Raw genomic sequence first — 22,476 nt, 5'->3', positions numbered from 1 at the left:
AACGCCGCAGCTTATGCTTGGATGCGCGAGCGACCGGCACGTTGGCAAGGCCGACTTCTCCGCGCCCGCAGCGGCGTATCAGCCGAGGCGCGCGACAGGAAACGCGCCCCATTTCGAGCGACATCGAGGCTGCGCCAGGAGCCAGCCGGTTAGAACGGGCCAGAGGCCGATGAATCCACGCGAGACTACAACGGACGTCAGTGAGCTGAAGCGCCCTCGGCGCTGGCACATCCTCGTCTTCCTGCTGCCGGCACTCGCCGTCTACACGGCGGTGATGATCCTGCCGCTGATCGAGACACTGCGCCAGTCCTTCTACAACACGGTCGACGGTCAATACACCTTCGTGGGCCTCGGCAATTTCAAGGTGCTCTTCGGCGACCCGCGCTGGGCGTCGGATTTCTGGAATGCGCTGAAGAACAATTTCGTCTTCTTCCTCATCCACATGGCCGTGCAGAACCCGATCGGCATTGCGCTCGCCGCCATGCTGTCGATCCCGAAGCTGCGCTTCAGCGCCTTCTATCGCACCGCGATCTTTCTACCGACGCTCTTGTCCTTCGTCATCGTCGGCTTCATCTGGAAGCTGATCCTGTCGCCGATCTGGGGTGTCGCGCCTTACCTCATGGATGTCGTCGGGCTGAAATGGCTGTTCGCGCCCTGGCTCGGGCGGCCCGACTCGGCGCTGATCGCCGTTTCCTTGATCTCGGTCTGGCAATATATCGGCATCCCGATGATGCTGATCTATGCGGCGCTCCTCAACATTCCCGACGAGGTGATCGAGGCGGCGGAGCTCGACGGCGTAACCGGCTGGAGCCAGTTCTGGAAGATCAAGCTGCCCTTGATATTGCCGGCCATCGGCATCGTCTCGATCCTCACCTTCGTCGGCAACTTCAATGCCTTCGACCTGATCTACACGGTGCAGGGCGCGCTCGCCGGACCGGACGGGTCGACGGACATCCTCGGCACGCTGCTCTACCGCACCTTCTTCGGTTTCCAGCTCCAGCTCGGCGACCGCTCGATGGGCGCGACGATCGCTGCGATCATGTTCCTCATCATTCTCGCCGGCGTCTCACTCTATCTCTTCGTCATCCAGCGCCGCATGCGCCGTTATCAGTTCTGAGGAGGATCCCGGATGTCGAAAGCACGCACCTCCCTCTTCCGCACCGGCGCGGTCCATGCCGCCCTGATCGCCTATACGCTCGTGGCGTTGTTTCCGGTGTTCCTGACGATCGTCAACTCGTTCAAGAGCCGCAACGCGATCTTTCGCGAGCCCCTGGCGATCCCGACACCCGAAACCTTCAGCCTGATCGGCTATGAGACCGTACTGAAGCAGGGCGATTTCCTCGGATATTTCCAGAACAGCGTCATCGTCACCGTCGTGTCGATCGCGCTCGTGCTGCTCTTCGGCGCCATGGCCGCCTTCGCCCTTTCCGAATATCGCTTCCGCGGCAACGCTTTGATGGGACTCTATCTCGCTCTCGGCATCATGATCCCGATCCGCCTCGGAACGGTCGCGATCCTCCAGGGCATGGTGGCGGCGAACCTCGTCAATACGCTGACCGCCCTGATCCTCGTCTATACGGCACAGGGCCTGCCGCTCGCGGTCTTCATCCTCTCGGAGTTCATGCGCACCGTGTCGGACGACCTGAAGAACGCCGGGCGCATAGACGGGCTTTCGGAATATGCGATCTTCTTCCGGCTGGTGCTGCCGCTCGTCCGCCCGGCCATGGCGACGGTCGCCGTCTTCACCATGATCCCGATCTGGAACGATCTATGGTTCCCGCTGATCCTCGCGCCGGCGGAGACGACGAAGACCGTCACGCTCGGATCGCAAATCTTCATCGGGCAGTTCGTCACCAACTGGAATGCGGTCCTGTCCGCACTGTCGCTGGCGATCTTCCCCGTACTCGTCCTCTACGTCATCTTCTCGCGGCAGTTGATCCGCGGCATCACGGCAGGAGCGGTCAAGTGAGTCCTTCCGAAAATCCCATCCGCGTTCTCGTAGCCGGCCTCGGCAATATGGGCCGCAGCCATGCCCTCGCCTATCACGAAAATCCCGGCTTCGAGATCGCCGGCCTCGTCAACCGCTCGAAGGTCGAGCTTCCGGAGCAACTCGCGGGCTACGAGATCCTCCCCTCCTTCAACGAGGCGCTTCTCGAACTGAGGCCGGAGCTCTGCTCGATCAACACCTATTCGGACAGCCACGCCGCCTATGCGGTGACGGCCATGGAGGCAGGCTGCCATGTCTTCGTCGAGAAGCCGCTGGCGACCACGGTCGCCGATGCCGAGCGGGTCGTCGCCTGCGCCCGAGCCAACGGCCGCAAGCTGGTGATCGGCTATATCCTGCGCCATCACCCATCCTGGATGCGGCTGATCGCGGAAGCCCGCAAACTCGGTGGCCCTTATGTTTTCCGCATGAACCTGAACCAACAGTCGAGCGGCGAGACCTGGGCGACGCACAAGTCTTTGATGCAGACGACCTCGCCGATCGTCGACTGCGGCGTTCACTATGTCGACGTCATGTGCCAGATCACTGACGCGAAACCGGTCGAGGTGCGCGGCATGGGCTTGAGGCTCTCGGACGAGATCGCGTCAGACATGTACAATTACGGGCATCTGCAGGTCGTTTTCGAGGACGGCTCGGTTGGCTGGTACGAGGCCGGCTGGGGGCCGATGATGTCGGAGACCGCCTTCTTCGTGAAGGACGTGATCTCGCCGAACGGTTCGGTGTCCATCGTCATGGATGAGAAGGCCAAGTCCGACGACATCGACGTGCACACCAAGACCGCCGTCATCCGCCTGCACAGCGCCGCGACCGGCCCGGACGGACGCTTCCTCACATCGGACGAGGACCTGACGATGGAAGGGGAACCCGGCCACCAGGAACTCTGCAACCGCGAGCAGGCCTTCGTGCTGAAGGCCATCCGCGAAGACATCGATCTCGACCGGCATATGAATGATGCGGTGCAGTCGCTGAAGATCTGCCTGGCGGCGGACGAAAGCGTGCGCATCGGTAAGCCGGTCAAGCTTTAATCAAGAGGGCAACACGTGGGATCACTGCAACTCAAATCCATCCGCAAGGCTTTCGGCGCTCATGAGGTGCTGAAGGGAATCGATCTCGATGTAAACGATGGCGAGTTCGTCATCTTCGTCGGACCGTCCGGCTGCGGAAAATCGACCCTCCTGCGCACCATCGCCGGCCTCGAGGACGCGACCTCGGGCAGCGTGCAGATCGACGGCGTCGAAGTCGGCCACGTCGCGCCCGCCAAGCGCGGCATCGCTATGGTGTTCCAGTCCTACGCGCTCTATCCGCACCTGACGGTCAAGGACAATATGGGCCTGGGCTTGAAGCAGGCTGGCGCGCCCAAGGTCGAGGTCGAGGAAAAAGTCGCCAAGGCGGCGGGCATGCTGTCGCTCGAACCCTATCTTGCACGCCGCCCGGCCGAGCTTTCCGGCGGCCAGCGGCAGCGCGTGGCGATCGGCCGCGCGATCGTGCGCGAGCCGAAGCTCTTCCTCTTCGACGAGCCGCTTTCGAACCTCGACGCGGCGCTGCGCGTCAACACGCGGCTCGAGATCGCCCGTCTGCACCGCAGCCTGAAGGCGACGATGATCTATGTCACCCATGACCAGGTCGAGGCGATGACGCTTGCCGACAAGATCGTCGTGCTCAACGCGGGGCGCATCGAGCAGGTCGGCTCGCCGATGGAACTCTACAACCGTCCCGCCAACCTCTTCGTCGCGGGCTTCATCGGCTCGCCGCAGATGAATTTCATCGACGGCGCGAAGCTCGGCGACGGTGCGGCGAAGACGATCGGCATTCGGCCGGAACACATCGGGCTTTCCCGCGACAGCGGCCAGTGGCGGGGTAAGGTGATTCATGTCGAGCACCTGGGCGCGGACACGATCGTCTACCTCGAATCCGACGAGGTCGGCCCATTGACCGTCCGGCTCTTCGGCGAACACCGCTACGCCGCCGACGATATCGTGCACGCGACGCCGGTCATCGGCGGCATGCATCGCTTCGATGCCGATGGTCGGGTGATCATCTCCGGTCAATGATCGCCATGAACGCTTGTTCGAGCCGTCGCGCCGCTTGGCGCGCCGAATGATCGAAGCGGCGCTGGCGCTGTTATTGTGCTTTTTCCACTTGCCCGCGGATCTCTCCGTCCGGGAACTTTTCCGTGTGGATGTTGAGATACCACCTTCCAGCCTGCAAATCCGCCAGATGTTTCTCGGTGATTTCAGCGGATCCGGAAGCGAGCGCGTTCGAGACATCGACAACCGGCCCGGCATTTTCACTCACGGCCGCCGGTCCATGAAAGTGCGCTGCCGTGGCTTCTCCGGACAAACCGCTCGAGTTCACAGTCCATGTCAATTTCTTCGTGTCAGTGTCGAAGGAAATGTTCGCCGTTCCGCGGCCGGCACTGTCATTAGGCGGCACTTCGCTTGATCCCCTGAGGTCGGCCTTGAATTTCAACGTCTCAGCGAAACCGGGACCCGAAGCTAAGGAGACGGCTACGGCGATCCCGGCCAGGAGAGAATTGTTACGAATGGCTCTCATTAGGTATCCTCCCGAGCAGGTGTAGTGCAGATGGCCTTCAACTCTTCAGAGCCAGCTTAGGTTCCGGTCAACACCACCAGCGCCGCGCCTCTTATCGCACCGCCGACGATCCGCTGTTGCACCACGGCGGAAATTAACATACATTGTTGTACGTATATTAGCTTTCCGGTATTTTAGCACCGCCAATACCGGCTCTGCTTCATCTCTCTTTTGGACCGCGCAGCGCTTGCCAGGCGCAGCGGCTGCGGACGGTCCTCCAATATGGACATCGCAATGCGAATGAATCGACCGATACTGGCCGCCTCGCTGGCAACTGTGATTTTTCTCGCCGGCTGCCAGAAAAACGAAGAACAGCAGGCCGCCCCCGCCTTCCCGCCGGCTCAGGTTGCCGTCTACACCACGACGACGGCGCCGTTGCCGATCACCAACGAACTGCCGGGCCGCATCACGCCGACCCGCATCGCCGAGGTCCGCCCGCGGGTTTCCGGGATTGTCGTCGAGCGCGTGTTCGAGCAGGGCTCCATGGTCAAGGAAGGCGACGTCCTCTACCGGATCGACCCGGCGCCGTTCCAGGTCAAGGTCGACAGCGCCGAGGCGACGCTGAAGCGCGCTCTCGCCGTGCGCGATCAGGCCAGGCAGACCGCCGATCGGCAGTCGCGGCTCAAGGAGGCCCAGGTCGCCGCCGTGCAACAATACGACGACGCGATCGCGACGCTGGCGCAGGCCGAGGCGGAGGTCGGCATAGCCGAGGCCGGCCTCGCCGAGGCGAAGCTCAATCTGCAATATGCGAACGTCACCGCACCGATCAGCGGCCGGATCGGCCGGGCGCTGATCACAGAAGGCGCGCTCGTCAGCACCAACGGCACGGAGAATCTTGCAACGATCCAGCAGCTCGACCCGATCTATGCCGACTTCACGCAGTCGGCGACCGACCTTATCCGCCTGCGCAGGGCGCTCGAGGACGGTCAACTGATGAGCGCCAAGGACGAGGCGGAGGTGCAACTGATTCTCGACGACGGAACGCCTTACGCACTCAAGGGCAAGCTGCTCTTCTCCGAGGCTGCCGTCGACGAGACCACCGGCCAGGTGACTCTGCGCGGCGAGTTCCCGAACCCGAACAACGATCTGCTGCCGGGCATGTATGTGCGCGTCCAGATCCAGCAGGGGCTGGAGAAGGACGCGATCACCGTGCCGCAACAGGCGGTCCAGCGCAACAATGCCGGCCAGTCCCAGATCTATGTCGTCTCCGCCGACAACAAGGTCGAATTCCGCAACGTCACGCTCGGGCGGACGGTCGGCGAACGCTGGCAGGTGACCTCCGGGCTCAAGGCCGGCGAGAAGGTCATCGTCGAGGGCTTCCAGAAAGTCGGTCCCGGCGCGCCGGTCGTACCGACCGCATGGGATCCGAACGCCAAGCCCACAACCGAACAAGCCAGCGCTTCGGCAGCCACCGGCGAAAAGCCCGCGACCGAAGTGAAGTGAGAGCCCTTCCATGCCCAGTTTCTTTATCGACAGGCCGATCTTTGCCTGGGTGGTGGCGATCTTCATCATGATCGCCGGCATCATCGCGATTCCGCTCCTGCCGGTTTCGCAATATCCGGACGTCGCGCCGCCGCAAATCTCGATCAACGCCACCTATCCCGGCGCCTCGTCGCAGGATACCTATCAGAGCGTCACGCGCCTGATCGAGGATGAGCTCAACGGCGTGGAGGGTCTGCTTTACTTCGAATCGACGTCCAGCTCCTCTGGCTCGGCTGAAATCAGCGCGACCTTTGCGCCGGGCACCGACCCGAGCCAGGCTTCGGTCGACATCCAGAACCGCGTCCAGCGCGTCGAGCCGCGCCTGCCGGATTCGGTCAGGCAGCAGGGCGTGCAGGTGGACGAGGCCGGTTCCGGCTTCCTCCTGATCATCTCGCTCACCTCGACTGACGGTTCGATGGACGCGATCGGCCTCGGCGACTATCTGAGCCGTAACGTGCTCAGTGAAATCCAGCGTGTGCCCGGCGTCGGCCGCGCCCAGCTCTTTGCGACCGAACGCTCGATGCGCATCTGGCTCGATCCGGACAAGATGCTCGGGCTCAACCTGACGGCGGCCGACATCACGGCCGCGATCCAGGCGCAGAACGCGCAGATCGCCTCGGGCTCGATCGGCGCCCAGCCGAACCCGATCACCCAGCAGATCGCCGCGCCTGTGGTGATCAAGGGTCAGCTCTCCACCCCGGAAGAGTTCGGCGCCATCGTTCTTCGCGCCAATGCCGACGGTTCCGCCGTGCGGCTGCGCGACGTCGCCCGTGTCGAGATCGGCGGCGAGACCTACTCGTTCACGACGCGCCTCAACGGCAAGCCCTCGGCAGCCATCGCCGTCCAGCTCTCGCCGAGCGGCAATGCGATGTCGACTTCCGCAGCGATCAAGGCGCGCATGGACGAGCTCGCCGAGTTCTTCCCGCAGGGCCTCGAATATTCCATTCCCTACGACACGTCACCCTTCGTTGAGGTATCGATCGAGAAGGTGCTGCATACGCTTGTCGAGGCTGTCGGTCTCGTCTTCATCGTGATGTTCCTGTTCCTGCAGAACATCCGCTACACGATCATCCCGACAATCGTTGTGCCGGTCGCCCTTCTCGGCACCTGCGCGGTTATGCTGGCGATGGGCTTCTCGATCAACGTCTTGACCATGTTCGGCATGGTGCTGGCGATCGGCATCCTCGTCGACGACGCAATCATCGTCGTCGAGAACGTCGAGCGCATCATGTCGGAGGAGGGACTGACGCCGAAGGAGGCCACCCGCAAGGCGATGAAGCAGATTACCGGCGCGGTGATCGGCATCACGCTCGTGTTGGCGTCCGTGTTCATCCCGATGGCCTTCTTCCCGGGCGCCGTCGGCGTGATCTACCGTCAGTTCAGCCTGACCATGGTCGTGTCGATCCTGTTCTCGGCGCTGCTTGCGCTGTCGCTGACGCCCGCACTCTGCGCGAGCTTCCTGAAGCAGGTTCCGAAGGGGCATCACCACGCCAAGCGCGGCTTCTTCGGCTGGTTCAACCGCAGCTTCGACCGCACGTCGCGCGGCTACACGGGCTTCGTCCGGGGTGTGGTCCATCGCACCGGCCGGTTCATGGTCATCTACCTGGCGCTGCTTGTCGGTCTCGGCTGGGCGTTCCTCCAGCTTCCTTCGTCCTTCCTACCGGACGAAGACCAGGGCTATGTCATCGTCATGATGCAGCTGCCTTCGGAGGCGACCGGAAACCGCACGACGGAAGTAATCGAACAGGCGGAGAAGATCTTCGGCCAGGAGCCCGCGGTCGATCGTATCGTCGCGATCAACGGCTTCTCCTTCTTCGGCAGCGGCCAGAATGCCGGTCTCGCTTTCGTGACGCTGAAAGACTGGAGCGAGCGCGATGCCGACAACTCCGCGCAGTCGATCGCCGGCCGCGCGACGATGGCGATGAGCCAAATCAAGGACGCGATCAGCTTCGCGCTGTCGCCTCCGGCGATCCAGGGGCTCGGGACCACCGGCGGCTTCTCCTTCCGCCTGCAGGATCGGGGCGGCCTCGGCGAAGTAGCCCTCGCACAGGCACGCGACCAGTTGCTCGGTCTCGCCTCACAAAGCAAGGTTCTGACCGGCGTCCGCTTCGAGGGCATGCCCGATGCGGCGCAGGTCAGCGTCATCATCGACCGCGAGAAGGCCAACACCTTCGGCGTGACCTTTGCCGACATCAACTCGACCATCTCGACCAATCTCGGCTCGTCCTATGTCAACGATTTCCCGAATGCCGGCCGCATGCAGCGCGTGACGGTGCAGGCGGACGAGACGAAGCGCATGCAGACGGCGGACTTGCTGAACCTCAACGTCCGCAACTCGAACGGCGGCATGGTTCCGCTCTCCGCCTTCGCGAGCATCGAGTGGGTCAAGGCGCCGACGCAAGCGGTAGGCTATAACGGTTACCCGGCGGTGCGCATCAGCGGCGAAGCGGCTCCCGGCTATTCCTCCGGCGATGCGATCGCCGAAATGGAACGGCTGGCGACGCAGCTTCCCGCCGGCTTCGGTTACGAGTGGACCGGTCAGTCTCTGCAGGAAATCCAGTCGGGCTCGCAGGCGCCGCTGCTCATCGCGCTCTCCTGCCTGCTCGTCTTCCTGTGCCTGGCGGCGCTCTACGAGAGCTGGTCCATTCCGGTCTCGGTGATCATGGTCGTGCCGCTCGGCGTCATTGGCGCCGTGCTCGCGGTCATGATGCGCGACATGCCGAACGACGTCTACTTCAAGGTTGGCCTGATCGCGATCATCGGCCTCTCGGCGAAAAACGCCATCCTGATCATCGAGTTCGCCAAGGAACTCCGCGAACAGGGCAAGTCGTTGATCGACGCGACGCTGGAGGCCGCACATTTGCGCTTCCGGCCGATCCTGATGACCTCGCTCGCCTTCACCCTCGGCGTCTTGCCGCTGGCCGTGGCAACCGGAGCAAGCTCCGCGAGCCAGCGCGCCATCGGCACCGGCGTCATGGGCGGCATGATCTCGGCAACGGTGCTGGCTATCCTCTTCGTGCCGGTCTTCTTCGTGTTCATCATGAAGATCTTCGAACGGAGAAAGACGGATAAAACGGCCGCGGCCGAATCCGTCAGCCCCGCCGAATAACGATCGATGACGGCCCGCCTTTACCGGCGGGCCGTTTTTCAAGGAGAATTGCATGCGCCGAACCAAGGCCGACGCCGAGGCAACACGAAAGAAGATCCTGAACGCCGCCGAGCGAATGTTCTACAGGAAAGGCGTCTCCAACACGACGCTCGAAGAGGTGGCAAAGGAAGCGGGTGTCACGCGCGGCGCCATCTACTGGCATTTCGCCAACAAGACCGATCTCTTCCTCGCCCTCTACGAGGCGGTGCCGCTACCGCAGGAAGACATGATCGCCCGCGAGATCGAGACCGAAGCCTTCGACACACTCGCCATCGTCGAAAGTGCCACCAGCGAGTGGCTGACGACACTGGCCAAGGACGAGCAGCGGCAGCGCATTCTCGCGATCATGCTGCGCTGCGACTACGACAACGACATGGCGCCCGTTCTCGAACGCCAAAGGGAAATCGACGAGCGCCACGATGCTACGCTCGAGCTGGCCTTTGCCCGGGCCCTCGAACGGGGACAATTGCAGGAGAGCTGGACGCCCCCTTCCGCCGCGCGGGCGCTACGCTGGATGATGATGGGGCTTTGCACCGAATGGCTGCTCTTCGGCCGCCGCTTCGATCTCGTGGCCGAGGGGCACGAGGCGCTCCGACGCCTCTTCGCCAGCTTCCGGCAGGTGCCGGTGAAGAGCCTGGAGGCCAGCTAGAGGCGCAGCGAGGTATCCCCCAGATCGCCCCGCACCTCAACTGAACACGACCGTCTTGTGGCCGTTCAGCATGACCCGGCTTTCGAGGTGCAGCTTGACGGCGCGCGCCAACACGCGGCTCTCGATATCCCGCCCGGTCGCGACGAAGTCCTCCGCCGTCAGGGCGTGGCTGACGCGCTCCGTCTCCTGCTCGAGGATCGGACCCTCGTCGAGGTCGGGCGTCACGTAATGCGCCGTCGCGCCGATCAGCTTCACGCCGCGCTCGTGCGCCTGGTGATAGGGCTTGGCGCCCTTGAAGCTCGGCAGGAAGGAATGGTGGATGTTGATCACTTTGCCATAGAGCCGCTTCGAGAGCCGGTCGGAGAGGACCTGCATGTAGCGGGCGAGGATGACGAGATCGGCTCCGGTCTCCTGGACCAGTTGCAGCAGCCTTTCCTCCTGTTCCTCCTTGTTTGCCTTGGAAATCGGCCAGCAATGATAGGCAATCCCCTCGAGTTCCGCTGTCCGGCGACTGTCCTCGTGATTGGAGACGATCGCGACGACCTCGGCATTCAGCCAGCCGACCCGGATCTGATAAAGAAGATGGAGAAGCGCATGGTCGAATTTCGAGACCATGATGATGATCTTCGGCCGGCGAGCCGCCTCGGTGAGCGCGGTGCGCATCTGGAAGCGCTCGGCTGCGGGACGCAGCGCCCGCTCGACATCCTCGCGCTTCACGCGCTCCGGCGCATCGAAGGCGATGCGCATGAAGAAGGTGTTCGTGCCTCTATCCCAGAACTGGTTGCTTTCGGCGATGTTGGCGCCGAAACCGGCAAGCTCCGTCGAGACGGCCGCAACAATGCCCGGCTTGTCTTCGCAGGACAGCACGAGGATGAAAGTGTTCGACGCCATGATCCGCTCCCGTAGAGAAAACTCCGGAAGGCTTTTGCCCTCCTCCACGGGCGATCCCTAAGCGCGGACGCCGCGCGACCGCAACCGTTCTGTTCGCGACGCGGCGCGCTTTCTATCATCGTGATGGGACGGGCTCAGAAGATCGGCACGAACGGCCGGGTCGTGAAAGATTCATCGCATAAGGATTGCGAGGGATGCTGATGGAATCCCTCAACGCCAATGCTGCTTGTGCTCAGCGTGCGGAAGGCCCCTCCCACCCCTCTCCACAGGTGGGAGGGGTTGGGAGGGTTTTTTAGAGGAAGGAGCCTAATGTGCTTCGTCCCAATTGTGCGCCGCGCGGGCGTCGACCTTCAGCGGCACTTTCATGTTGAGGGCCGGCATTGCCGCGTTCTCCATCACGGAGACGATTACCGGGATCGTGCGCTCGATCTCGCTCTCCTCGACCTCGAAGATCAGTTCGTCGTGGACCTGGAGCAGCATTCGGGCTGAAAGTTTCGCCCCTGCCAGCGCCGGCTCCATCTTGACCATGGCGCGGCGGATAATGTCGGCGGCCGATCCCTGGATCGGCGCGTTGATCGCGGCGCGTTCGTTGAAGGCGCGGTGCGATGGATTGGAGGAGCGGATATCCGGATAATGGGCGCGGCGGCCGAAGATCGTCTCGACATAGCCGTGCTCGCGGGCAAAGGCCTTGGTATTCTCCATATAGTCACGGATACCGGGGAAGCGCTCGAAATATTTCTTGATGTATTCGCCGGCCTCCGAGCGCTCGATCGAGAGCTGGTTGGCAAGACCGAAGGCGGAGATGCCGTAGATGATGCCGAAATTGATCGCCTTGGCGCGACGGCGTATTTCGCCCGGCATGCCTTCCACAGGCACGCCGAACATTTCGGACGCGGTCATCGCGTGGATGTCGACGCCATCGGCGAAAGCCTGGCGAAGTTGCGGAATATCGGCGACATGGGCGAGCACGCGAAGCTCGATCTGGCTATAGTCCGCCGAAACCAGCTTGTGTCCCGGCGTCGTGACGAAGGCCGTGCGGATCTTGCGGCCCTCGGCGGTCCTTATCGGGATGTTCTGCAGGTTCGGATCTGCGGACGAAAGTCGCCCGGTGGTCGTTGCAGCCAGGGCAAAGCAGGTGTGAACGCGCTTCGTTTCGGGATGCACGAAGCCCGGGAGCGCGTCAGTATAGGTGGATTTCAGCTTGGTGAGTTGCCGCCAGTCGACGATCTTGCGCGGCAGCTCGTGGCCGACGGCGGCAAGCTCCTCGAGCACCTGGGCGGAGGTCGACCATTGCCCGGTCTTCGTTTTCGAGCCGCCCGGCAGGCCCATCTTGCCGAACAGGATATCGCCGAGCTGCTTCGGCGAGCCGATGGTGAAGCTTTCGCCGGCGAGACGGTAGATCTCGTCTTCGAGCGCGGCCGCCCCCTGCGCCAGCTCTCCGGAGAGCCGCGACAGTATCTGCCGGTCGACGGTGATGCCGCGCTCCTCCATATGGGCAAGCACGGAGATAAGCGGCCTTTCGAGCCTTTCATAGACCCCCGTCAGCCCCTTGGCGGTAAGCTGTGGCCTCAGGACGTGCCAGAGCCTCAGCGTCACCTCCGCCCCCTCCGCCGCATAGATGGTCGCCTTGTCGATGTCGACGAAGTCGAAGCTGAGCGACGCCTTGCCGCTGCCGGCGATGTCCTTGTAGGGGATCGTCGTGTGGCCGAGCCAGCGTTCGGAGAGCGAGTCTATGCCATGGGCGCCGTTGCCGGCATCGATCACATAAGACATCAGCATCGTGTCGTCGAAGCTCTGCATGGTGATCCCATGCCGCTTCATCACGAGATAGCCGTATTTCATGTTCTGGGCGACCTTCAGTACGGAAGGGTCCTCCAGCAACACCTTTAGCCGGCTCAAGGCATCGCGCACCGGCACCTGGTTGCCGACGAGACCGCCCCCCAGGAGATCGCCGACACCGTTCTTGTGCGTGAGCGGCACATAAGCCGCCCTGATCCTGGACCCCAAGGGATCGTCGGCATAATCGGCGATCGCCAGCGAGAAGCCGCAGAGATCCGCCCGCATCGGGTCGAGTGACGTCGTTTCCGTGTCGAAACCGACGAGCCCTGCATCGCGCGCGGCCGCGATCCAGCGGTCGAGGGTGGCGAGATCGCGGATCGTCACATAGGCCGAATGGTCGAACGGTGCCTTGGCGAAGTATTCCGCACGGGCCCGCGCCAGCCCCTCGGGTGTCGCGCCGGCCCTTTCGACCTCCTGGCCGCGAGACAGGAAGGGAACAGCCGCCTTGGCGGCGTTGCCGCGCGGCGGCGCGGCGCTCGTCGATTGGGGCGACGGCGGCGGGCCGGCGGCCTCGCCCACGTCGAGATCAGGCCCGTGCGCCTGGGCGCCCCATTCGATCGGCACGTGGGCCGGCTCGATGGCCTCCGCATCGGTATCCGTCGCCGCGGCGACGCGTCGTGTCAACGCGTTGAACTCCATCGTCTTCAAGAAGGCGATCAGCTTCGGGCCGTCTTGGCTATCGAGCCGCAGATCCTCGAGCGGCACATCGAGCGGCGTATGCTTATCCAGCTTCACCAGCTCACGCGAGAGGCGCGCGAGATCGGCATTGGCGATGATCGCCTCCCGCCGCTTCTGCTGCTTGATCTCGCCCGCCCGCGCAAGCAGCGTGTCCAGATCGCCGTATTCTTCAAGGAGCTGGGCTGCCGTTTTCGGCCCGATTCCGGGAATGCCCGGGACATTGTCGGTCGAATCGCCGGTCATCGCCTGGAGATCGATCATCTTTTCGGGCGGCACGCCCCATTTCTCGATCACGTCGGGAATGGTGATCTGCTTGTCCTTCATGCTGTCGTACATCGACACATTGGGCGTGACCAATTGCATGAGGTCCTTGTCGGAGGAGACGATGGTGACGCCAGCGCCTGCCTCCTCGGCAAGCCGCGCATAGGTGGCGATCAGGTCGTCGGCCTCATAGCCCTCCTTCTCGATGCAGGGCAGGTTGAAGGCGCGGGTCGCGTGGCGGATGAGGCCGAATTGCGGGATCAGGTCTTCGGGCGGCGCGGTGCGGTTCGCCTTATACTGGTCGTAGAGCCCGTTGCGGAAGGTCTTCGAGGAATAGTCGAATATCACCGCGAAATGCGTCGGCGTCACGCCGACGGAGGTGTCGCGCGCATCCGTCAGGAGCTTCCACAGCATGTTGCAGAAACCCGCCACCGCATTGACCGGCAGCCCGTCCGACTTGCGGTTGAGCGGCGGGATGGCATGGAACGCCCGGAAGATGAATCCGGAGCCGTCGACGAGGAAGAGATGATCACCGTTTTTCATGCGGCCATGGATAGCGCGGGGCAGCGCAAAGGTCCATTGCGGTTTTCCGGTCGGCGCCACAAAGTCCGCGGGGCGGAAACGGGAATCGACGGTATTCTAACCTGGAGCAGGTGGAAGCGGAGACACGGCAAACAGGGCCTTTAGGCTCACGGAAACGTTACACATTTGTAATGTGCGATTCAGTCGGGCAATCCTTGAAAAGCCACATTTGAATCCTCAAATCATGTCGAGCGGCACTCAATGATGCCGTGTGTCTGGTGATTGGCCTGTCCCCCGCCCGCACCAGATGAGGACAAAGGCCTCATCCCCCTCTCCGGGCCTTTGTCCCGCTTTCAAAGAGCCGTCACGACGCCGCCTCCGCGCCGTGGCGGTTTTTTGTTGCCCGCGTTCGCAGGTCCTCAAATCCCTGTGAAGCCGGCAAACTTCGAGTTCATCGCAGGCTTTGTAACTTGTCTTCGTTCAGCTTCCCGCGTACCCATTGTGCATGGCCTTCAATCGTATGGAATCTGCGACCTACCTGGCCAGTCTGTTGGCAAGAAGCTTGGCGCGCGCCCTGCAGGAGCGGGGCCACAAGCTCGGCTTTGCCCCAGGACAATTCCCGATCTTGCTCGAACTGTGGTCTGAGGACGGGCTGACGCAGAAGCAGCTTCTCGACCGGCTCGACATCGAGCAGGCAACGATGGCCAACACGCTTGCGCGGATGGAGCGAGACGGCCTTATTCTGCGCCGCAGGCATCCGAGCGACCGGCGCTCGCAGCAGATCTTCCTGACGGAACGAGCCCGCGAGATGGAAGCGGCGGCGAAGGAAGCGGCGGTAGCGGCGGAGCAATCGCTTTTCTCCGGCTTCCGCCGCTTCGAAAAGGAACTCATGCTCGAATATATGCGCATGGCGCTCGCCAATACGGCGCGCGATGGCGAGGCTTCCTGATTTTTCGGCCAGACAATTTATCGTTGCATCAAAAGATTTCGCTTAAAGCGGCCTGTTTTAGGCTCTAGTTTCGCCCGCGAAACCCACAAAGGATTCGCATGATGGTAGATATCACCCCGGTTCTCGAGCGCGCCGACGCAAATCTCCCGAACAGCCTCGAGAGGCTCTTCGACGTCGTCCGCATCAAGTCGATTTCCACCGACCCGGTCTTCAAGGCGGAGTGTCGCAAGGCGGCCGAGTGGCTAGCGGCAGAGCTCGCCGCACTCGGCTTCGAAGCCTCGGTCCGCGACACGCCCGGCCACCCGATGGTGGTCGCCCATCACGGGGCCGAGAAGGCGACGGCGCCGCACCTGCTCTTTTACGGCCATTACGACGTGCAGCCGGTCGATCCGTTGAACCTCTGGGAGGCTCCGCCCTTCGAGCCCTCGATCAAGGAAGTGGAGCCCGGACGCAAGATCATCACCGGCCGCGGCACCTCCGACGACAAGGGCCAATTGATGACCTTCGTCGAGGCGGTGCGCGCCTATAAGGAAACCCGCGGCGCTCTTCCCTGCCGCATCACCATCCTCTTCGAGGGCGAGGAGGAATCCGGCTCGCCGTCGCTCAAACCCTTCCTCGAAGCCAATGCCGCCGAACTCAAGGCGGATTATGCGCTGGTCTGCGATACCGGCATGTGGGACCGGGAAACGCCAGCGATCTCGGCCGGGTTGCGCGGTCTTGTCGGCGAGGAGATCATCGTCACCGCGGCGGACCGCGACCTGCATTCCGGTCTTTTCGGCGGCGCGGCGGCAAACCCGATCCATATTCTGACCGATATCCTTGCCGGGCTCCACGACGAGACCGGCCGTGTGACGCTCGACGGTTTCTACGAAGGCGTCGAGGAGACCCCGGCCGAGATCAAGAAGAGCTGGGAGACGCTCGGCCGCACGGCAGAGAAATTCCTGGGCGAGGTCGGGCTCTCGATTCCTTCAGGTGAGAAGGGGCGCTCGCTGCTGGAACTGACCTGGGCGCGGCCGACCGCGGAGGTCAACGGCATCATCGGCGGCTATACCGGCGAAGGCTTCAAGACGGTCATTGCCGCCCAAGCCTCAGCCAAAGTATCGTTCCGCCTCGTCGGCAAGCAGGATCCGTTGAAAGTCCGCGAGAGCTTCCGCGCCTATGCCCGCTCGAAGATCCCGGCGGACTGCTCCGTCGAGTTCCATCCCCACGGCGCTTCGCCGGCTATTCACCTGCCCTATGATTCGGCGCTTTTGACCACGGCCAAAACCGCACTTTCCAAGGAATGGCCGAAGCCCGCCGTCGTTATCGGCATGGGCGGCTCGATCCCGGTCGTTGGCGATTTCCAGACGATGCTCGGCATGGAATCGCTGCTCGTCGGCTTCGGCCTTGCCGACGACCGCATCCATTCGCCCAATGAAAAATACGAGCTGCAGTCCTTCCACAAGGGCATCCGCTCATGGATCCGCATCCTCGACGCCCTTGCCGCCTGATATCGCCGCAAGACCGTGGCGGAGCCACCCTCCGCCACAGGCGTGCTGAGTAAACACTTGAATTTGACGATGCCGCGGTGTCCATCGCGGCTTGACCTGCCGGCTGTGGGGTGCTTCCCTTTCTCAACACAATCAGAATGGGAAGTGGGCTGTTGGCAAGGGCGAATACCGAGGCATCGCGTTTTCGACGCGATCCTTTCAATGCGCGGAAGAGGCGTAACCGCTCCGGCAGAACCCCGATGCCCCCGGCAGTCGTCAATCCGGCCGGCACCTTGTGGCGCCGAGCGCCCGGCCGGACACGCGAAGGTCATTGTGGCACTTCGACGTGCTGCATGATTTTGCGGTTGAATCGATTCCAGTCGAGGAATCATTCAGAAGCTCAAGCATGAAACGGCTGAAGGCATATTTCTGGCCCGTCGTCGGGCTAGCTGCGATTCTGTTTTCGGTACGCGCGCTTGTCCACGAGTTGCGTGGCCTTTCTCTCGACGAATTCGTCGCAAGCTTTCAGGCCATCTCCTTCACGAGCTGGCTGCTCGCCATCGGCTCCACGCTCCTCGCCTATGCCGCTCTCGCCGCCTATGACAAGCTGGCGCTCGACCATCTCGGCCACCGCATCTCCCTCTGGTTCATTACACTTTGCTCGTTCACGACCTACGCGCTGTCGCACAATCTCGGCGCCTCGGTGTTTTCCGGCGCCGTCGTGCGCTACCGCGCCTACCGGTCGAAGGGGCTGACGCCGGCCGAAGTGGGCATACTTGTCGCCTTCTGCTCCTTCACCTTCACGCTCGGCACACTGATGCTGTCGGCCATCGTGCTGCTCGTGAAGCCGGACATCATCGAGCGCTTCGCGGAATTCCTGCCGATCGAGATGTCGCTGACGACCGGGGCCCTTATCCTCGCGCTGATCGGGCTCTACGTCCTCGGCAGCCTGGTCGGCCTCCGGCCGCTGCGCCTGCGGTGGTTCCAGCTCCATTATCCGCGCCCCGCAATCGTGCTCCGGCAATTGATCATCGCGCCCGTCGAACTGCTGGGCGCTGCCGGCATCATCTATTTCGCTCTGCCGGACGCCGGCAATCCCGGCTACATCGTCATTCTCGGGATCTTCCTCGCATCTTTCTCGGCAGCACTGCTTTCACATGCGCCGGGCGGCCTCGGCGTGCTCGAACTCGTGTTCATCGCAGCCCTGCCGGAGATGGACCCGGCCGACGTGCTGGCGGCGCTCGCCATCTTCCGGCTGCTTTACCTCCTCATCCCCTTCGTCATGGCGCTCGTGGTTATCCTCGTCTTCGAGCACTCACGCTTCCTCGAACAGCGAGGCGTGAGGGGGCCGTAAGGACAAAAACATGCAGCAATTCTAAGTGCTACAGCGTCCTTTGTGCGTCTGAAAAGACGCACGGCGCTGTAATTGCACGCGGCACACCTAAGGCGCATTGCAAACGGCGGGGATCGCCTGCTCGATCGGGCCGCTGACTTCCTCGAGCCGCGCCGTCTCGATCTGATAGGGTGTGAAGGGTGGGACCTGCAGGGACGGATTGATGATCCTGGCAACATAACAGCCCGAAAAGAAACGGGTCTTGCCCTGCCGCTCGACCGACTTGATCGCGACGGGAACGGCCGAATAGATGCTGCCGGCGGCGCCTTCCGTCGTCACCTTGCCGAGTTTCAGTTCCACAGACTCCGTGTTCGCGTAACCGTCCGCAAAGGCCTTGAACTCGCCCACTGGTTTGGACGCACCGAAATAGCCGTAGGCCCTGGCGTATTCCTTCCGGCTGATTGCGTTGTAAAGCGAGCGGACGAGCGCCGCACCGTCGGAACGGTCGTCGACATAGGCGACGCTCTCCTGCGCCACACCGGTGCCGCTTGAGGCTCCAAGAGCCGCAAATGCCAACATGATTACGCAACGTATCTTCATCACTTTTGCCTCTTGAGCGGACGGTCAGGCCGGGCCACAAGCCGGCGGAGGTCGACAGGGTCGGTGATGATCGCGACGATTTTGAGTTGCGGGGGACTGGAAGGCCGTCACCGCGGCGGCAGGCCGGCCTTGCGTCTGGCGACGACATGCTCGCGCCAGACGGTGAAGATCCCGGCGGCGACTACCAGAACCGAGCCGATGATCATATTTGCCGACAGCGTCTCGCCGAAGATGGTGACGCCCATGATCGAGGCGAAGACGAGCTGGAGATAGGTAAGCGGCTCGACCGCGGCCGCATCGAGCATGTCATAGGCGCGAATCAGGAAATAATGGCTCGACGTGCCGGTGATGCAGAGCAGCAGCATCCAGCCCCAGTCCGGCGCCGACAGCGTTGCCCAGAAGAAGGGGCCGACGAGGCTGATGGCGGCCGCGCCGACGACACCGGTATAGAAGAAGCTGGTCATCGCCGGATCCTCGCGGCTGGCGAGCCGCGTCGTGATGACATAGATCGCGAACATCGATGCCGCCCCAAGCGGCAGCAGGAAATCGAGATCGAACGATCCCTGCTCGGGCTTCAGGATCAAGAGCACGCCGACGAGACCGACCGTGATCGCGCTCCAGCGCCGCCAGCCGACGCGCTCGCCGAGGAGCGGCATGGAAAGCAGCGCAACGAAAAGCGGTGTCGCCGCCAGGATCGCCTGGGAATGCGCCAGCCCGACGATGGTGAAGGAAGTGATGACAGCGACGATCTGTGCCGGCAGGAGCACGCCACGCAGCAGCTGGAGCAGCGGCCTCTTCGTCACCACCGTCGCGCCGAGCCCGCCCGGCGCCCGCGCGGCAAGCGCCGCCGCGAAGGCGGCAAAGGCCCAGTAGCGGATCATCGCCACGAAGACCGGCGGATAGTTCGCGCCGAGATGCTTCGAGATGCCGTCCTGAATCGAGAAGATGACGATCGCCAGAAGCGCGAAGACGTAGCCGTTTGCCTTGGATCTCATGAGGTCGCTGATACACGCACATTGCCGCGACAGCCACGGCTTCCAGATCACGATGATTTAGGTCGGTCCGACCTAAAATCGTGAACGTGATCGATCCTAATAAAGTTAGCGCGGGATGCGGGCGGAAAACCGCGCACACTTTTTCCTCATCCCGCGCCAGCAGAGCGGGCCGAGATTGACGCGGCACATCTGATACAGAAAGACCCCGATGCGGGAGGAGGTGCATCGGGGTCTCTGAACTAGATCGGTCCTGGGAGGAGGAGTGAACCGATCGGCGTCTGGCGCCGTGGGAGGAGGTACAGCGCTTCGACAAGACGGAGAGTAAATCATTCCCCCTGAATTAATAGGGACAATGTTGCATTGCAGCATTGCGTTTGGTGCAAGGCAGCAGGCCGATCCGGCCACTGCATGCGGCAAGCAACTGGCCCAAGGTAACGGCTTGAAGATGTTAACAATCTCCTATTCAGCTCCTTAACCCCCCCTTAAATTGCCGTATTTAAAGTACAACGGATCGCACAAGCGGACGGGGCGATGCCCGAACGCGGCGACAACTGTGCCGCCGGGAATCGCTCCGGAAGCGATGGCGCAACCCGGTCCGGCCTCAAGGGGACATATCCTTCCGGCATGGCGAGCGGCAAATCAGGACAGCGGATCGAACCTTCATTCGGCGGCGATGACGACGGCGACGAGCTGCGTGTCGACGCGAGCGACCGCGTCACAAGTGGCGGACGCAGGCCGAAGCGCACCGGCTCCGCGCAAGGCGGCAGCAAGCGGGAGACGACTGCGCGGCGCCCCGGCAGGAGCGGCGGCGGCAGACGCGGCTCCGGTGGCGGCTTCTTCGGCCTCGCCCGGCGCCTTGCCTATTGGTGCATCGTTCTCGGCATCTGGGGCGCGATCGGCGTCGGCGGCCTGGTACTCTATTACGGGGCGCGGATGCCGAGCGCGACGAGCTGGTCGATCCCCGACCGGCCGCCGAACGTCAAGATCCTCGCGGTCAACGGCGAGATCATCGCCAATCGCGGCGCGACCGGCGGCGAGGCGCTCGCGCTCGAAGACATGTCGCCCTATATCCCCCAGGCGGTGATCGCTATCGAGGATCGCCGTTTCTATTCGCATTTCGGCGTGGACCCGCTGGGGCTCGCGCGCGCGATGCTGACCAATCTGATGAGCGGCCGCATGGTCCAGGGCGGCTCCACGCTCACGCAGCAGCTTGCCAAAAACCTGTTCCTGTCGCCGGAGCGGACGCTGGAGCGCAAAGTGCAGGAGGTGCTGCTCGCCTTCTGGCTGGAGCAGAAATACACCAAGGACCAGATTCTCGCGATGTATCTCAACCGCGTCTTCTTCGGCTCGAACGCCTATGGCGTCGAGGCGGCATCGAGGCGCTACTTCAACAAGTCGGCCCGCGACGTCAATCTCGGCGAGGCTGCAGTGCTCGCCGGGCTGCTCAAGGCACCCTCGCGGCTCTCGCCGGCACGCGACCCGCAAGCGGCAGAAGAGCGCGCCCAGGTGGTGCTCGGCGCAATGCGCGAGGAAGGCTTCATCACCGATGCCGAGATCACGACGGCGATGTCGCAGACGCCGACAAGGGCGAAGAGCTTCTGGTCCGGCGCCGAGCACTACGTTGCCGACATGGTGATGGACCAGCTTCCGGGCATGATCGGCGAGGTCAGGCAAGACCTCATCATCGATACGACCATCGACCTCTCGCTCGAGAAGAAGGCCGAGGAGGTGCTTGCCGAAACGCTCGAGGCAGAGGGCGGCAAGCTCAACGCCTCGCAGGCGGCCCTCGTCTCGATCGACGGCACCGGCGCGATCCGGGCGCTCGTCGGCGGCCGGGACTATGCCGAGAGCCAGTTCGACCGCGCCTCGAAAGCGAAGCGCCAGCCGGGCTCGGCGTTCAAGCCCTTCGTCTATGCGGCGGCGCTGGAGATCGGCCGCACGCCGATGTCCATCCGCAATGATGCGCCGGTCAGGATTGGCAACTGGACGCCGGAAAACTACGACCAGAAATATCGCGGCGAGGTGACGCTCGCCGACGCGCTCGCCAATTCCCTAAACACGATCGCCGCCCAGCTCGTCATGGAAGTGGGACCGCAGAACGTCGTCAAGCTCGCGCATCGTCTCGGGATCGATTCCGAGATGCAGGCGAACGCCTCGATCGCGCTCGGCACGTCGGAGGTCACGCTGGTCGAACTCACCTCCTCCTACGCACCCTTCATGAATGGCGGCTTCAAGGCGACGCCGCATGTGATCCGCCGCATCGCCACCGCCGATGGCACGGTGCTCTACGAGAACACCTACGACAACCCCCCGCGTGTACTCGACCCGGCGATCGTCAGCGAGATGAACCGGATGATGGTGCAGGTCCTGACGAACGGTACCGGCAAGAAGGCGCGCCTGCCCGACTGGGAGGCGGCCGGCAAGACCGGGACCACGCAATCCTTCCGCGATGCGCTCTTCGTCGGCTACACGTCCAACCTCACGACCGGCGTCTGGTTCGGCAATGACGACGGCAAGTCGATGAAGAAGGTGACCGGCGGCGGCCTTCCCGCAAAGGCCTGGCATGATTTCATGGTGGCGGCGCATGAGGGCCTTTCGTCCTCGCCGCTCTTCGGCACGACAGGCGTGCAGCCCGTCTTCGACCAAGGCGGCATCGCCGCCGCCGGCGAAATGCCTGCCGACGACATGGCGACCGGCAGTCCCGAAGCTTTCCCCGAACCACCGGCGCCCGTGGACGGCACGGCTGCCGTCGAGCAGATCCGACCGGTAGAACAGACCGGCGGACCGATCCCGCCGGCGGGTGTCGGGGAGACGACCGGGGCAACCCGCCGCACGACGCTTTTCGACCTGCTGACGGGTGGCTAGAGCGATCGGGGCTGAGCGGCACTACCGGATAGCGCGCGGTGTTGCCCAAGGCGGGGCAGAGGAGGGTATCAAGACCCGTTTCCCGATTTCCGCGGCGGGCCGGCGAATGCATCCTCCACCCGATCGTAAAAGGCAGCTTGCATTTGCCCCTGATCCCCCCGCAGAATGCCTTGCAGTCCGAAACGCCGGTCCTTATAT

The 22,476-nt window shown here is 63.1% G+C and carries 16 protein-coding genes; 11 read left to right on the top strand and 5 right to left on the bottom strand.

Translation table 11 applies throughout. The features are described from left to right. Positions 1-169: 169 nt before the first annotated feature. Genes AYK65_RS00760 through AYK65_RS00745 form a run of 4 tightly spaced genes read left to right on the top strand, consistent with a single transcriptional unit; the run spans position 170 to position 4,056 of the window. The gene (locus AYK65_RS00760; protein ID WP_081157784.1) at positions 170-1,117 is read left to right on the top strand and encodes a carbohydrate ABC transporter permease; all 948 of its coding nucleotides are present in this window, start codon (positions 170-172) and stop codon (positions 1,115-1,117) included. Positions 1,118-1,129: 12 nt separating this feature from the next. Then, entirely contained in the window at positions 1,130-1,969 is an 840-nt protein-coding gene (locus AYK65_RS00755) for a carbohydrate ABC transporter permease (protein WP_046118116.1), read from the top strand. Beyond that, positions 1,966-3,030: a Gfo/Idh/MocA family protein gene (locus AYK65_RS00750; protein ID WP_081157783.1), complete on the top strand. Its 1,065-nt coding sequence runs from the start codon at positions 1,966-1,968 to the stop codon at positions 3,028-3,030. The genes AYK65_RS00755 and AYK65_RS00750 overlap by 4 nt, the downstream gene beginning before the upstream one ends. A 15-nt stretch (positions 3,031-3,045) precedes the next feature. Next, positions 3,046-4,056, top strand: coding sequence for an ABC transporter ATP-binding protein (locus AYK65_RS00745; RefSeq protein ID WP_081157782.1), 1,011 nt, complete (start codon positions 3,046-3,048; stop codon positions 4,054-4,056). Positions 4,057-4,126: 70 nt separating this feature from the next. Here the strand turns inward: AYK65_RS00745 and AYK65_RS00740 are convergent, their stop codons facing one another. Then, positions 4,127-4,558 (bottom strand): CHRD domain-containing protein, encoded by a 432-nt coding sequence (locus AYK65_RS00740; RefSeq protein WP_046118115.1) that lies wholly within the window; start codon positions 4,556-4,558, stop codon positions 4,127-4,129. A 261-nt stretch (positions 4,559-4,819) separates the two neighbouring features. On the opposite strand from AYK65_RS00740, the gene AYK65_RS00735 reads away from it, so the two are divergent. Genes AYK65_RS00735 through AYK65_RS00725 form a run of 3 tightly spaced genes read left to right on the top strand, consistent with a single transcriptional unit; the run spans position 4,820 to position 9,876 of the window. Beyond that, positions 4,820-6,040: an efflux RND transporter periplasmic adaptor subunit gene (locus AYK65_RS00735; protein WP_081157781.1), complete on the top strand. Its 1,221-nt coding sequence runs from the start codon at positions 4,820-4,822 to the stop codon at positions 6,038-6,040. A 10-nt stretch (positions 6,041-6,050) separates the two neighbouring features. Continuing rightward, the gene (locus tag AYK65_RS00730) at positions 6,051-9,188 is read left to right on the top strand and encodes an efflux RND transporter permease subunit (protein ID WP_081157780.1); all 3,138 of its coding nucleotides are present in this window, start codon (positions 6,051-6,053) and stop codon (positions 9,186-9,188) included. 52 nt (positions 9,189-9,240) lie between these two features. Beyond that, positions 9,241-9,876 carry a TetR family transcriptional regulator gene (locus AYK65_RS00725; RefSeq protein ID WP_046118113.1) on the top strand — a complete coding sequence of 212 codons (636 nt, stop codon included), beginning with the start codon at positions 9,241-9,243 and terminating at the stop codon, positions 9,874-9,876. 36 nt (positions 9,877-9,912) lie between these two features. Here the strand turns inward: AYK65_RS00725 and purU are convergent, their stop codons facing one another. Together purU and polA are read right to left on the bottom strand one after the other, a co-directional pair. Continuing rightward, positions 9,913-10,767 (bottom strand): formyltetrahydrofolate deformylase, encoded by an 855-nt coding sequence (gene purU, locus AYK65_RS00720; protein ID WP_026616733.1) that lies wholly within the window; start codon positions 10,765-10,767, stop codon positions 9,913-9,915. A gap of 306 nt (positions 10,768-11,073) precedes the next feature. Then, complete coding sequence (gene polA / locus AYK65_RS00715) at positions 11,074-14,088, bottom strand: DNA polymerase I (protein WP_046118142.1); 3,015 nt, start codon at positions 14,086-14,088, stop codon at positions 11,074-11,076. 484 nt (positions 14,089-14,572) lie between these two features. Here polA and AYK65_RS00710 point away from each other — a divergent pair, with 484 nt between their 5' ends. From AYK65_RS00710 to AYK65_RS00700, 3 genes are all read left to right on the top strand, one after another. Then, complete coding sequence (locus AYK65_RS00710) at positions 14,573-15,016, top strand: MarR family winged helix-turn-helix transcriptional regulator (RefSeq protein ID WP_081157779.1); 444 nt, start codon at positions 14,573-14,575, stop codon at positions 15,014-15,016. Between the two features lie 98 nt (positions 15,017-15,114). After that, a complete protein-coding gene (locus tag AYK65_RS00705) occupies positions 15,115-16,506 on the top strand; it encodes a M20/M25/M40 family metallo-hydrolase (protein ID WP_139793098.1) in 1,392 nt (463 codons plus the stop codon). A gap of 385 nt (positions 16,507-16,891) precedes the next feature. After that, a complete protein-coding gene (locus AYK65_RS00700; protein ID WP_081157922.1) occupies positions 16,892-17,839 on the top strand; it encodes a lysylphosphatidylglycerol synthase transmembrane domain-containing protein in 948 nt (315 codons plus the stop codon). Positions 17,840-17,926: 87 nt separating this feature from the next. Here AYK65_RS00700 and AYK65_RS00695 read toward each other — a convergent pair whose 3' ends face one another. Together AYK65_RS00695 and AYK65_RS00690 are read right to left on the bottom strand one after the other, a co-directional pair. Next, a complete protein-coding gene (locus AYK65_RS00695; protein ID WP_081157778.1) occupies positions 17,927-18,418 on the bottom strand; it encodes a hypothetical protein in 492 nt (163 codons plus the stop codon). Between the two features lie 107 nt (positions 18,419-18,525). Then, the gene (locus AYK65_RS00690) at positions 18,526-19,413 is read right to left on the bottom strand and encodes a DMT family transporter (RefSeq protein ID WP_081157777.1); all 888 of its coding nucleotides are present in this window, start codon (positions 19,411-19,413) and stop codon (positions 18,526-18,528) included. 624 nt (positions 19,414-20,037) lie between these two features. Between AYK65_RS00690 and AYK65_RS00685 the strand changes: the two genes are divergently transcribed. Beyond that, on the top strand, positions 20,038-22,278 hold the full coding sequence (locus tag AYK65_RS00685; RefSeq protein ID WP_081157921.1) for a transglycosylase domain-containing protein: 2,241 nt from the start codon (positions 20,038-20,040) through the stop codon (positions 22,276-22,278). Positions 22,279-22,476 lie beyond the last annotated feature (198 nt).

Source organism: Ensifer aridi, from assembly GCF_002078505.1.
Classification (GTDB): Bacteria; Pseudomonadota; Alphaproteobacteria; order Rhizobiales; family Rhizobiaceae; genus Sinorhizobium; species Sinorhizobium aridi.
The sequence above is the reverse complement of the archived record's forward strand: the minus strand, read 5'-3'. Positions and strand labels throughout refer to the sequence as shown.